This is a genomic window from Citrobacter sp. On2M (genome assembly GCF_018035235.1).
GTDB lineage: Bacteria > Pseudomonadota > Gammaproteobacteria > Enterobacterales > Enterobacteriaceae > Citrobacter > Citrobacter meridianamericanus.
The window spans coordinates 1,198,079-1,210,161 of record NZ_WPCV01000004.1 but is presented as its reverse complement, the minus strand read 5'-3'; the positions used below and the strand labels follow the sequence as shown (position 1 = coordinate 1,210,161).

The 12,083-nt window shown below is 50.7% G+C and carries 11 protein-coding genes; 8 read left to right on the top strand and 3 right to left on the bottom strand.

Translation table 11 applies throughout. The features are described 5' to 3' along the window. Positions 1–2: 2 nt before the first annotated feature. Positions 3–1,085, top strand: a complete 1,083-nt coding sequence (locus tag On2M_RS16095) for an ABC transporter ATP-binding protein (RefSeq protein ID WP_151225504.1) — start codon at positions 3–5, stop codon at positions 1,083–1,085. Between the two features lie 68 nt (positions 1,086–1,153). Further along, positions 1,154–2,059 carry an OmpG family monomeric porin gene (locus On2M_RS16090; RefSeq protein WP_210905148.1) on the top strand — a complete coding sequence of 302 codons (906 nt, stop codon included), beginning with the start codon at positions 1,154–1,156 and terminating at the stop codon, positions 2,057–2,059. A 30-nt stretch (positions 2,060–2,089) separates the two neighbouring features. Here On2M_RS16090 and On2M_RS16085 read toward each other — a convergent pair whose 3' ends face one another. Continuing rightward, complete coding sequence (locus On2M_RS16085) at positions 2,090–3,100, bottom strand: LacI family DNA-binding transcriptional regulator (RefSeq protein WP_187252355.1); 1,011 nt, start codon at positions 3,098–3,100, stop codon at positions 2,090–2,092. A 228-nt stretch (positions 3,101–3,328) separates the two neighbouring features. On the opposite strand from On2M_RS16085, the gene pspE reads away from it, so the two are divergent. The 4 genes from pspE to tyrR all read left to right on the top strand — a co-directional run bounded on the left by pspE (position 3,329) and on the right by tyrR (position 7,936). Further along, the gene (gene pspE, locus On2M_RS16080; RefSeq protein ID WP_210905147.1) at positions 3,329–3,646 is read left to right on the top strand and encodes a thiosulfate sulfurtransferase PspE; all 318 of its coding nucleotides are present in this window, start codon (positions 3,329–3,331) and stop codon (positions 3,644–3,646) included. A gap of 142 nt (positions 3,647–3,788) precedes the next feature. Next, complete coding sequence (locus On2M_RS16075; protein WP_151219333.1) at positions 3,789–5,186, top strand: YcjX family protein; 1,398 nt, start codon at positions 3,789–3,791, stop codon at positions 5,184–5,186. Further along, positions 5,183–6,244 carry a YcjF family protein gene (locus tag On2M_RS16070; RefSeq protein WP_008322369.1) on the top strand — a complete coding sequence of 354 codons (1,062 nt, stop codon included), beginning with the start codon at positions 5,183–5,185 and terminating at the stop codon, positions 6,242–6,244. Before On2M_RS16075 ends, On2M_RS16070 begins: the two co-directional genes overlap by 4 nt. 147 nt (positions 6,245–6,391) lie before the next feature. Next, positions 6,392–7,936 (top strand): transcriptional regulator TyrR, encoded by a 1,545-nt coding sequence (gene tyrR, locus On2M_RS16065; RefSeq protein ID WP_187252357.1) that lies wholly within the window; start codon positions 6,392–6,394, stop codon positions 7,934–7,936. A gap of 52 nt (positions 7,937–7,988) precedes the next feature. On the opposite strand, the gene tpx is transcribed toward tyrR, so the two are convergent. Beyond that, positions 7,989–8,495 carry a thiol peroxidase gene (gene tpx / locus On2M_RS16060; protein ID WP_210905146.1) on the bottom strand — a complete coding sequence of 169 codons (507 nt, stop codon included), beginning with the start codon at positions 8,493–8,495 and terminating at the stop codon, positions 7,989–7,991. 115 nt (positions 8,496–8,610) lie between these two features. On the opposite strand from tpx, the gene ycjG reads away from it, so the two are divergent. Continuing rightward, positions 8,611–9,576, top strand: coding sequence for an L-Ala-D/L-Glu epimerase (gene ycjG / locus On2M_RS16055; RefSeq protein ID WP_210905145.1), 966 nt, complete (start codon positions 8,611–8,613; stop codon positions 9,574–9,576). Here ycjG and mpaA read toward each other — a convergent pair. Continuing rightward, a complete protein-coding gene (gene mpaA, locus On2M_RS16050) occupies positions 9,551–10,279 on the bottom strand; it encodes a murein tripeptide amidase MpaA (protein ID WP_151219328.1) in 729 nt (242 codons plus the stop codon). The two genes, ycjG and mpaA, sit on opposite strands and share 26 nt — an antisense overlap. 184 nt (positions 10,280–10,463) lie before the next feature. Between mpaA and mppA the strand changes: the two genes are divergently transcribed. Next, on the top strand, positions 10,464–12,077 hold the full coding sequence (mppA, locus tag On2M_RS16045; protein ID WP_210905144.1) for a peptide ABC transporter substrate-binding protein: 1,614 nt from the start codon (positions 10,464–10,466) through the stop codon (positions 12,075–12,077). Positions 12,078–12,083: the final 6 nt, after the last annotated feature.

The following is a 12,083-nucleotide window of genomic DNA, read 5'->3' as shown; positions in this document are numbered from 1 at the left end:
ACATGGCACAGCTTTCGTTGCAACACATCCAAAAAATATACGATAACCAGGTGCATGTCGTTAAAGACTTTAATCTGGAAATTGAAGATAAAGAATTCATTGTTTTTGTTGGCCCTTCCGGATGTGGGAAGTCAACAACGCTGCGTATGATCGCCGGTCTGGAGGAGATCAGCGGTGGCGATCTGCTGATTGACGGTAAGCGGATGAACGATGTGCCGGCCAAATCACGCAACATAGCAATGGTTTTTCAGAACTACGCGTTGTACCCGCACATGACCGTGTATGACAACATGGCGTTTGGCCTTAAAATGCAGAAAATTTCGCCTGCCGTAATTGAGGAACGCGTCAATTGGGCGGCGCAAATCCTTGGTCTTCGCGATTATCTGCAGCGTAAACCCGGTGCATTATCTGGTGGCCAGCGTCAGCGCGTGGCGCTGGGGCGTGCAATTGTTCGCGAGGCGGGGGTTTTCCTGATGGATGAACCCTTATCGAATCTCGATGCCAAACTTCGCGTTCAGATGCGGGCAGAAATTAGCAAACTGCATCAGAAACTCAATACCACCATGATATATGTTACCCACGATCAAACCGAAGCCATGACCATGGCGACGCGTATTGTGATTATGAAGGATGGCATAGTTCAACAGGTTGGTGCACCAAAAACGGTTTATAACCACCCAGCAAATATGTTTGTCGCCGGTTTTATTGGTTCACCTGCAATGAACTTTATTCGTGGTGCGATTGACGGAAATAAGTTTGTTACTGAAACACTGAAGTTAACGATTCCAGAAATTAAATTGGCAAAATTAAAAGCACAGGGCTATGAGCATCAGGCGGTCACGCTGGGTATTCGCCCTGAGGATATACATCCGCAGATTGAAAATGAAAATAGTGTATTGGCAAAAATTAGCGTTGCAGAACTCACCGGCGCTGAATTTATGCTTTATACCGTTGTTGGGGGGCATGAGTTGGTGGTCCGTGCCGGTGCAGTTAATGATTATCACGCAGGAGAAAACATCACAATTCATTTTGATATGGCGAAATGCCATTTCTTTGATGCTGAAACTGAAGTGGCTATTCAATAAAATTCCGGGGGGATAAAAATCCCCCAACCCTTGGGGCATTTTTGCGAGTATTTTAACAAGGAATAATAATGAAAACCCTACTGTCCGCGACTGCGCTGATAATCAGCGCAGGAATGGCCTGCGCGCAGGCTGCTGAAAAGAATGACTGGCACTTTAATATCGGTGCTATGTACGAAATAGAAAACGTTGAAGGTCAGGGCGAAGATATGGATGGACTTGCTGAGCCGTCCGTCTATTTCAATGCGTCCAATGGACCGTGGAAAATATCGCTGGCCTATTATCAGGAAGGACCGGTTGATTACAGCGAGGGCAAACGTGGGACCTGGTTTGATCGCCCGGAACTCGAAGTCCGTTATCAGTTCCTCGAAAGCGACGATGTTAATTTCGGTTTGACCGGTGGTTTCCGTAATTACGGTTATCACTATGTCAATGAACCGGGAAAAGATACCGCCAATATGCAGCGTTGGAAAGTTCAGCCGGACTGGGATGTTAAATTGACCGACGATCTGCGTTTTAGTGGCTGGCTGGCGATGTATCAATTCGTCAATGATTTGAGCACTACGGGTTACGCCGATAGTCGTGTCGAGAGTGAGACTGGGCTGAATTATACGTTTAACGAAACGGTGGGCTTAACGGTTAACTATTATCTTGAACGCGGTTTCAATCTGGCTGATTCACGTAATAATGGTGAGTTCTCAACCCAGGAAATTCGTGCTTATTTGCCGCTGTCTTTCGGCAATAAGACTCTGACACCGTATACTCGTATAGGGCTTGATCGCTGGTCAAACTGGGACTGGCAGGACGATCCGGAACGCGAAGGTCATGATTTTAATCGTCTTGGTTTATTGTATGCCTATGATTTCCAGAACGGTTTATCCATGTCACTGGAATATGCTTATGAGTGGGAAGATCATGACGAAGGTGAAAGTGACAGATTCCATTATGCTGGTGTAGGTGTGAATTACGCATTCTAAAATGTACTGGGGCATTTAATGCCCCAGTTTTTACACCAGTGAATCGGCCAATGATATTTGCGTGCTTACCGTGATATTCTGTAATCCTTTCTCACCGGCAATCAGCTTAAATAACAAATTGCAGCTTTGCTCACCCAGTTGTTGGGTGGGTACATCAATTCCGCCAGGAACTGGGGTCAGCATAAAAGACAGCAGTTCATTACTGTAACCGACAACGGCAAGTTGTTGCGGGATAGTAATGTTTTGCTCGGCCGCTACGCGATATAAACTCATTAACTTTAAGCTGTCGGTGGCAAATACAGCGTCGGGTAACGGCTGTTGGCTTAGTAATTTTCGTGATGCGAGCAGGGCGGTTTCATGGGTATATCCCCCGTCAATAACCCACTCGTCATGCATTTTGATATTATGCGCTTCAAGACTGGCTTTATAACCATTAACGCGATCAATAGAAACATGAACGTCAAGCGGTGCATGTAAACAGGCTATATTGCGGTGTCCACTCTCAATTAGCGCATTGGTTAACGTAATACTGTCGCGATAGTTATCGGTATCTACAGAATAAACATTGGAATAGTCACCTTCGACTTTACCAATAACTACGACCGGAACATTGTATTTATCCAGCCTTGCAAAAAATGATTCATCGGCGGGAGAACTCAGCATAATGATCCCTTTGATCAATTTCTGCTTAATTTTGCTCTCGCATTTTTGCAAGTCATCTTCAGTGCTTCGCGACGTCTGTAATATGACATCAAAACCGACCTCTTCAGCCTTAGCTGTAATTGCATGCAGCACTTCAGAGAAAAACGGATTCCCGGCGGTTGTTTTTGCAGAACGGGTAGATATCACCATTATTGCATCAAACCCGGAAGAGGTGAGGGCGCGGGCAAGTTTATTGGGCTGATACTGTAACTCATCAATAGCGCGCTGCACTTTTTCAAGCGCTTCTGGCGAGATGTTGGTTTGCTTATTAAGCACGCGCGATACCGTGGATTTTGATACGCCAGCGGCTCGTGCAATATCATAAATGGTAGGAGACATAGTTCCCAGGCTCCGTCCGAGAGTCAATGGCGGACATATTATGGAGTTAATTGGCGAATGACAACAATCTCGGAATACGGTTAGAAAAATCAAAAGGCTAACCGCACTATGTGTGTGCTGATGAACAATCGTCCACGGACGCAGACGGTGATAATACGATCGCAATATTTTCTTAAGAACTGGCGTATAGTGTAGGGGTTAAATCCAACTATCAGCCAGGAAGATATTATGTTGAAGAAAAGCGTATTCGCGTTGGCACTGGTCATCGGCATGCCGGTTTATGCTGCCGAGCACTGGATTGATGTTCGCGTTCCTGAACAGTATCAACAGCAGCATATTCAGGGGGCTGTCAACATCCCGTTAAAAGAGATCAAGGCGCGTATCGTAACTGAAGTTCCTGATAAGAACGATACCGTGAAGCTCTACTGCAACTCCGGGCGTCAATCAGGGCAGGCGAAGGACATGCTGACTGAAATGGGCTACACGCAGGTGACTAACGAAGGTGGCATCAATCAGATTGCGCTGCCAAAAGTAGAAAATAAGTAAACCGCTCGCATTTCTTCTGCTACAGGCGGTAAGAATTATACCGCCTGATATCGCTCAGGTAGTTGATAAGTAAGAATTGCCCCCTATCTTTACTTCCTGTTTGTTATAATTTATTCGGTTCCTTCAGCAAAACGGGATGGCGATGAAGCGACTTAAAAATGAACTCAATTCGCTGGTTAATCGCGGCGTAGACCGGCATTTGCGGCTGGCTGTCACCGGACTTAGCCGTAGCGGTAAGACAGCATTTATCACCGCGATGGTAAACCAGCTACTCAATATTCATGCTGGTGCGCGTCTGCCGTTGCTCAGTTGCGTACGCGAAGAGCGTCTGCTCGGCGTTAAGCGGGTTCCACAACGCGACTTTGGCATTCCGCGCTTTACCTATGATGAAGGATTGGCTCAGCTGTATGGCTCTCCGCCGACCTGGCCAACACCGACACGTGGTGTGAGTGAAATACGTCTGGCGCTGCGCTACAAGTCCAATGACTCGTTACTGCGCCACTTTAAAGACACCTCCACGCTGTATCTGGAAATCGTCGATTATCCGGGAGAGTGGCTGCTTGATTTACCGATGCTGGCACAGGACTATTTGAGCTGGTCGCGTCAAATGACCGGATTATTACAAGGGCAGCGTGGTGAATGGTCGGCAAAATGGCGGCAGTTAAGCCACGGGCTTGATCCACTGGCACCTGCTGATGAAAACCGCCTCGCAGAAATCGCTGCTGCCTGGACGGAGTATCTGCATCAATGCAAGCAGCAGGGGCTGCACTTTATTCAGCCGGGCCGTTTTGTCCTGCCAGGTGATATGGCGGGCGCGCCTGCGTTGCAGTTTTTCCCGTGGCCGGACGTTGATGCCTGGGGAGAATCGAAGCTGGCGCAGGCAGATAAACACACCAATGCGGGTATGCTGCGCGACAGATTTAATTACTACTGTGAAAAAGTCGTGAAGGGATTTTATAAGAATCACTTCCTGCGCTTTGACCGTCAGATTGTGCTAGTTGATTGCCTGCAACCGCTCAACAGTGGGCCACAGGCGTTTAACGACATGCGTCTGGCGCTGACCCAACTGATGCAAAGCTTCCATTACGGACAGCGCACGCTGTTTCGTCGGCTGTTTTCACCGGTGATCGACAAACTGCTGTTTGCCGCCACCAAAGCGGACCATGTCACCGTCGATCAGCACGCTAATATGGTGTCGCTACTGCAGCAGTTGATCCAGGATGCCTGGCAAAACGCCGCATTCGAAGGCATCAGCATGGATTGTCTGGGTCTGGCATCGGTGCAGGCAACCACCAGCGGCCTGATCGATGTGAAGGGTGAGAAGATCCCCGCGCTGCGTGGTAATCGCCTGAGCGATGGCGAACCGCTGACGGTCTATCCTGGTGAAGTACCCGCGCGTTTACCTGGACAAGCGTTTTGGGACAGCCAGGGGTTCCAGTTTGAGGCATTTCGCCCGCAGGTGATGGATGTAGATAAGCCCTTACCGCATATCCGTCTTGATGCCGCGCTGGAGTTTTTAATAGGAGATAAATTGCGATGAGCGAGCCATTAAAACCGCGTATCGATTTCTCAGGTCCGCTGGATGTGGAACAAAATGCGGCGTTTAAAGCACAGCAGATGTTTAACGAAACGGAAGCGCAGACTTTTTCTCCGGCGACAGTGGATGAACCACTGGAAGATGAAGGTCAGGCAGAAGCCGTCATTGATGCGGCCCTTCGCCCTAAACGCAGTCTGTGGCGCAAGATGGTGATGGGTGGGCTGGCACTGTTTGGCGTGAGCGTTGTCGCTCAGGGAGTGCAGTGGACCATGAATGCCTGGCAGACTCAGGACTGGGTTGCGCTGGGAGGATGTGCTGCTGGCGCATTGATTATTGGCGCGGGTGTGGGGTCGGTTGCGACAGAGTGGCGTCGGTTATGGCGTTTGCGCCAGCGCGCGCACGAGCGCGATGAAGCGCGAGATCTGCTCCATAGCCACGGAACCGGGAAAGGACGCGCATTTTGTGAAAAGCTGGCGCAGCAGGCGGGTATCGATCAGTCCCACCCGGCGCTTCAGCGCTGGTATGCCTCAATTCATGAAACGCAGAACGATCGTGAAGTAGTTAGCCTGTATGCGCATCTTGTGCAGCCGGTTCTGGATGCGCAAGCCCGGCGTGAGATTAGCCGTTCAGCGGCGGAGTCCACGCTGATGATTGCCGTCAGCCCGCTGGCGCTAGTGGATATGGCGTTTATCGCCTGGCGCAATCTGCGGCTGATTAATCGCATCGCATCGCTGTATGGTATTGAACTTGGTTATTACAGCCGCCTGCGCTTGTTCCGTCTGGTGCTGCTGAATATTGCTTTTGCCGGAGCCAGTGAACTGGTGCGGGAAGTGGGAATGGACTGGATGTCGCAGGATTTAGCCGCCCGCTTATCGACACGTGCCGCTCAGGGCATTGGCGCGGGCTTATTAACGGCGCGTCTGGGTATCAAAGCCATGGAACTATGCCGCCCGCTACCGTGGATCGATGACGATAAGCCTCGACTGGGCGATTTTCGCCGCCAACTGATTGGTCAGGTGAAAGAGACCTTACAAAAGAATAAATCTCCGCGCGAAAGCTAGCCAATAATCGGGCACCGATCGTACAGCTTTACGTCCAGGTGCCCGTTTTTCCAACGAGCTGTCAATATTTGTTGACAGAGTTCTTCCTGCAAACCCAATACTGTCTTATCATTTAATACATAATCCCTTGTCCAGGTGAAGGTTCCTATGCGTTTGGAAGTCTTTTGTGAAGACCGACTTGGTCTGACCCGCGAATTGCTCGATTTACTGGTGCTGAGAAGCATTGATTTGCGCGGTATCGAGATTGACCCCATCGGGCGAATTTACCTCAATTTTGCGGAACTGGAGTTCACCAATTTCAGTAGCCTGATGGCTGAAATCCGCCGTATTTCTGGCGTTACGGATGTACGTACCGTACCCTGGATGCCTTCAGAGCGTGAACATCTTGCGCTGAGTGCGCTGCTTGAGGCGCTACCAGAACCGGTCCTTTCTCTGGATATGAAAAGCAAAATTGAGATGGCGAATCCTGCGAGCTGTCAGCTTTTCACTCACACGCAGGATCGTATGCGCAATCATACCGCGGCCCAGTTAATCAACGGGTTCAATTTCCAGCGCTGGCTCGAAAGCAATCCGCAGGATTCGCATAGCGAGCATGTGGTGATTAACGGACAGAACTTCCTGATGGAAATTACGCCAGTCCATTTGCAGGGAGAAAATCAGGAGCAGATGCTGACCGGTGCCGTTGTTATGCTACGTTCCACCCTCCGGATGGGACGTCAGTTGCAAAATATGACCACGCAAGATCTAAGCGCGTTCAGCCAGATTATTGCCGTCAGCGCCAAAATGAAACACGTTGTGGAACAGGCGCGTAAGCTGGCAACGCTGAGTGCGCCGCTGCTGATTACCGGTAATACCGGCACTGGCAAAGATCTCTTTGCCCATGCCTGCCATCTGGCGAGTCCACGTGCGTCGAAGCCGTATCTGGCGCTCAATTGCGCATCGATTCCTGAAGATGCGGTCGAAAGCGAACTATTTGGTCATGCGCCGGAAGGCAAAAAAGGCTTCTTTGAGCAGGCGAATGGCGGTTCGGTTCTGTTGGATGAAATTGGCGAAATGTCGCCGCGTATGCAGACCAAACTGCTGCGTTTTCTCAATGACGGCACGTTCCGTCGCGTGGGAGAAGATCATGAAGTTCATGTTGATGTTCGCGTGATTTGCGCGACGCAAAAGAACCTTGTGGAGCTGGTGCAAAAAGGGCTTTTCCGTGAAGATCTCTATTATCGTCTGAATGTACTGACGCTAAACCTGCCGCCGCTGCGCGATTGCCCGCAAGATATTATGCCGCTTACCGAACTGTTTGTGGCACGTTTTGCCGACGAGCAGGGCGTGCCGCGTCCGAAGTTGTCCGCCGATCTTAGCACGGTGTTAACCCGCTATGGTTGGCCGGGTAACGTGCGCCAGCTTAAAAATGCTATCTATCGGGCGCTGACCCAGCTTGAAGGTTATGAGTTGCGTCCGCAGGATATTTTACTGCCGGATTATGATGCGGCTACGGTAGCGGTCGGAGAAGAAGTGATGGAAGGATCGCTGGATGAAATTACCAGCCGCTTTGAACGCTCAGTGCTGACGCAGCTTTATATGAATTATCCCAGCACGCGCAAACTCGCCAAACGCCTCGGTGTTTCGCATACCGCGATTGCTAACAAATTGCGAGAGTATGGACTGAGTCAGCAGAAAAAAAGCGAAGAGTAATGCCATAAATGAAAATGCCTCCATCCGGAGGCATTTTTGTATGTAGGCTGGCTTAAGCTTTCAGAACGTCCAGCGCAGCGGTGTAGTCTGGCTCGTTGGTGATTTCATTGACCAGTTGGCTGAAAACGACGTTGTCATTTTCATCGATAACAACCACGGTGCGTGCGGCCAGGCCTTTCAGCGGACCTTCAGCGATTTCAACGCCGTAGTTTTTCAGGAATTCTGCATTCCGCAGGGTGGACAGCGTGATAACGTTGCTCAGACCTTCCGCGCCGCAAAAGCGAGAATGGGCGAATGGCAGGTCGGCTGAGATGCACAGTACGACGGTATTGTCGATTTCTGTCGCCAGTTGGTTAAACTTACGTACCGATGCCGCGCAAACGCCGGTATCGATGCTTGGGAAAATATTCAGCACTTTGCGCTTGCCTGCGAACTGGCCCAGCGTAACGTCAGACAGGTCTTTAGCCACAAGGGTAAAAGCCTGAGCTTTGCTTCCAGTCTGAGGAATAGAGCCGGCAACTGCAACCGGGTTGCCCTGGAAATGAACGGTTTGTGACATGGTTATCTTCCTGTTTACATATAGTTAACGTCGAGGCTAGTTTATGCCATCAACAGTTAACACGGCAAACGCTATTTGCGGATATCCGCTTCAGGGACTGTATTAAGGAAAACAAATGAGAACAGTTAAGGTATATGAGGAAGCCTGGCCGCTGCACACTCCCTTTGTCATTGCCCGTGGGAGTCGAACTGAAGCGCATGTGGTGGTGGTCGAAGTGGCAGAAAACGGCGTCACAGGTATTGGCGAGTGTACGCCGTACCCACGCTACGGCGAAAGCGATGCCTCTGTGCTGGCGCAAATTATGAGCATTGCGCCACAACTGGAAAACGGACTGACGCGTGAAGATCTGCAAAAACTGCTGCCAGCGGGAGCGGCGCGTAATGCCGTGGACTGCGCGTTGTGGGATTTGAGTGCGCGTCAACAGCAGCAGTCGCTGGCAGAATTAGCAGGAAGTAAACTGGCTGAGATAGTGACGACGGCGCAAACCGTGGTGATTGGCACGCCGGAGCAAATGGCGGCGAGCGCGGCTGCGCTATGGGGTAATGGCGCAAAACTGCTGAAAGTGAAACTGGATGAGCGCTTGATTAGCGAGCGGATGGTTGCCATTCGTGCCGCTGTACCCGATGCCACGATTATTGTCGACGCTAATGAGTCCTGGCGGGCAGAAGGCCTGGCGGCTCGCTGTCAACTGCTGGCTGATTTAGGGGTTGCGATGCTGGAGCAGCCACTGCCGGCACAGGACGATGCCGCACTGGAAAATTTTGTGCATCCGCTGCCCATCTGCGCAGATGAAAGCTGCCACACCCGTAGCAGTCTGAAAGCGTTGCATGGACGCTATGAAATGGTCAATATCAAACTCGACAAAACCGGTGGTCTGACGGAAGCGCTCGCGCTGGCAACTGAAGCACGAGAGCAAGGATTTGCGCTAATGCTGGGCTGTATGCTGTGTACCTCCCGGGCGATTAGCGCGGCGTTACCCCTTGCGCCACTGGTTAGTTTTGCCGATCTTGATGGCCCAACCTGGCTTGCAACCGATGCGGAACCAGCCTTGCATTTTACGACCGGACAGCTTCATCTCTAGGGTGCCAGCGCAGGAGATTGGACATGGCCAGCAGATATTTCTCGCTCGCTTCATCTGATGAAATAGGGGGGAATTCGGCGGTGATACAGTGTAAGTTCAGGTCTGCGCACCAGCTTCCAAAAGAGCCGGGCGTTTCATAACCTACGCTGGTTACAAGCGGCAATTCAAACGACTGCGCCAGCCACGCGCCTAATTCGCTGCGTCTGGGATCTTCAATACAGGCCAGCGGATCGTGAAAAGAGACCACCCACGCAGGGTGAATTCGGTGAATGAGCTGACACAGTGCCTGGGTTTCTGGTTCTGAACCTGGGTTTTCGCCGGTCAACAACACCACATCGCGCTCCTCTGCGCTGCTGTTCCAACGATACACCGTTTCACCCGCTTTCCAGTTTGCGGCGGGAAAGTTACGGTTAAGGTCCACGCCGTTCGCATTGGCACGCAGTCCGAGCTGACAACCGTCAGGGTTAACCGCCAGCACGACATGGTGACGACGCAAGGAAGGGTTAAGCGTACGCAATGCACAGGAAAGGGTGACGACCGATGAGTTCTCGTCGCCGTGCGTTCCTGCCAGTATCAGACCGCTTTCACGATCGGCAGCCATTGCGGGAAACCAGATCAGCGGTGCGCCGAGCAATGAACGTCCGTAATGTTCGGTACCTGGCGGAAATGCGCCGCGCTCGGCACGGGGGCGGGTAACAGTCATAGTCATCTCTGAATGATTGGATAGTTACTCGCAGTGTTGTGCAAAATTTATGGATAATCAAATCGTTTTCACACACTTAACTTTTCAGGTGTAATATCACTTTCTTGTCGGAAGTTAATTGCATTTCCTGCTGGCGATACAAATAATTACACATTCACCTAGTAGCCGGAATTGAGGGTATCTTATGCAGTATTCTGTTTCAGTAACCTGTTGTGCGCTGTTGGTTAGCAGCATGTCATTATCCTGGGCTGCTGATGTTCCCAGCGGAACGGTGCTGGCAGAAAAACAAGAACTGGTGCGTCATATAAAAGATGAACCGGCGTCACTGGATCCGGCAAAGGCCGTCGGGCTTCCTGAAATCCAGGTTATTCGTGATTTATTCGAAGGACTGGTCAACCAGAATGAGAAGGGCGAGATTGTGCCTGGCGTTGCCACCCAGTGGAAAAGCAACGATAACCGAATCTGGACGTTTACGCTGCGCGACAATGCCCAATGGGCTGATGGTACGCCGGTAACGGCACAGGATTTTGTCTATAGCTGGCAGCGTCTGGTTGATCCAAAAACGCTGTCGCCGTTTGCCTGGTTTGCTGCGCTGGCAGGCATTAACAATGCGCAGGCAATCATCGATGGAAAAGCCACACCGGATAAGCTCGGCGTTAGCGCGGTTGATGCGCGTACTTTGAAGGTTCAACTGGATAAACCGCTGCCATGGTTTGCCAATCTGACGGCGAGCTTTGCGTTTTATCCGGTACAGAAAGCCAACGTTGAGAGCGGCAAAGAGTGGACCAAACCTGGCAACCTGATAGGTAACGGTGCCTATGTGCTCAAAGATCGCGTCGTGAACGAAAAACTGGAGGTTGTGCCGAACACGCATTATTGGGACAACGCCAAAACGGTGCTGCAAAAAGTGACCTTTCTGCCAATTAATCAGGAGTCGGCAGCCACCAAGCGCTACCTTGCGGGTGATATTGATATCACTGAATCCTTTCCGAAAAACATGTATCAGAAACTGTTGAAGGATATTCCGGGCCAGGTTTATACCCCGCCTCAGCTTGGCACCTACTATTATGCCTTCAATTCCCAGAAGGGACCGACTGCCGACTCACGCGTGCGTCTGGCGCTCAGCATGACGATCGATCGTCGCCTGATGGCGGAAAAAGTCCTGGGGACTGGTGAAAAACCCGCCTGGCATTTTACGCCGGATGTTACGGCAGGATTTGTACCTGAACCTTCGCCGTTTGAGCAAATGAGTCAGGAAGAGTTGAATGCTCAGGCGAAAACGCTGTTGCGTGCAGCAGGCTATGGTCCTCAGAAGCCGCTGAAACTGACGCTGCTGTACAACACCTCTGAAAACCACCAAAAGATTGCTATCGCTGTGGCTTCTATGTGGAAGAAGAATCTCGGCGTTGACGTAAAACTGCAGAATCAGGAGTGGAAAACCTATATTGACAGCCGTAATACCGGCAATTTTGATGTGATCCGCGCTTCCTGGGTGGGGGACTATAATGAGCCTTCTACCTTCTTGTCATTATTAACATCGACCCATACGGGCAATATCTCACGCTTTAATAATCCGGCGTACGATAAAGTGTTGACCCAGGCTACTCTGGAGAATACAGAAAAAGCGCGGAATGCCGATTATAACGCAGCAGAGAAAATTCTGATGGAACAAGCACCTATTGCGCCTATCTATCAGTATACCAACGGGCGTTTAATCAAACCGTGGCTGAAAGGGTATCCGATTACTAACCCTGAAGATGTGGCATACAGTCGCACAATGTATATTTTGAAACACTAATATTGC

Excerpts from the sequence above, each read along its gene's own strand:
- On2M_RS16095 (WP_151225504.1), top strand. The coding sequence starts at position 3 with ATGGCACAGCTTTCGTTGCAACACATCCAAAAAATATACGATAACCAG.
- On2M_RS16090 (WP_210905148.1), top strand. The coding sequence starts at position 1,154 with ATGAAAACCCTACTGTCCGCGACTGCGCTGATAATCAGCGCAGGAATG.
- On2M_RS16085 (WP_187252355.1), bottom strand. The coding sequence starts at position 3,100 with ATGTCTCCTACCATTTATGATATTGCACGAGCCGCTGGCGTATCAAAA.
- pspE (WP_210905147.1), top strand. The coding sequence starts at position 3,329 with ATGTTGAAGAAAAGCGTATTCGCGTTGGCACTGGTCATCGGCATGCCG.
- On2M_RS16075 (WP_151219333.1), top strand. The coding sequence starts at position 3,789 with ATGAAGCGACTTAAAAATGAACTCAATTCGCTGGTTAATCGCGGCGTA.
- On2M_RS16070 (WP_008322369.1), top strand. The coding sequence starts at position 5,183 with ATGAGCGAGCCATTAAAACCGCGTATCGATTTCTCAGGTCCGCTGGAT.
- tyrR (WP_187252357.1), top strand. The coding sequence starts at position 6,392 with ATGCGTTTGGAAGTCTTTTGTGAAGACCGACTTGGTCTGACCCGCGAA.
- tpx (WP_210905146.1), bottom strand. The coding sequence starts at position 8,495 with ATGTCACAAACCGTTCATTTCCAGGGCAACCCGGTTGCAGTTGCCGGC.
- ycjG (WP_210905145.1), top strand. The coding sequence starts at position 8,611 with ATGAGAACAGTTAAGGTATATGAGGAAGCCTGGCCGCTGCACACTCCC.
- mpaA (WP_151219328.1), bottom strand. The coding sequence starts at position 10,279 with ATGACTGTTACCCGCCCCCGTGCCGAGCGCGGCGCATTTCCGCCAGGT.
- mppA (WP_210905144.1), top strand. The coding sequence starts at position 10,464 with ATGCAGTATTCTGTTTCAGTAACCTGTTGTGCGCTGTTGGTTAGCAGC.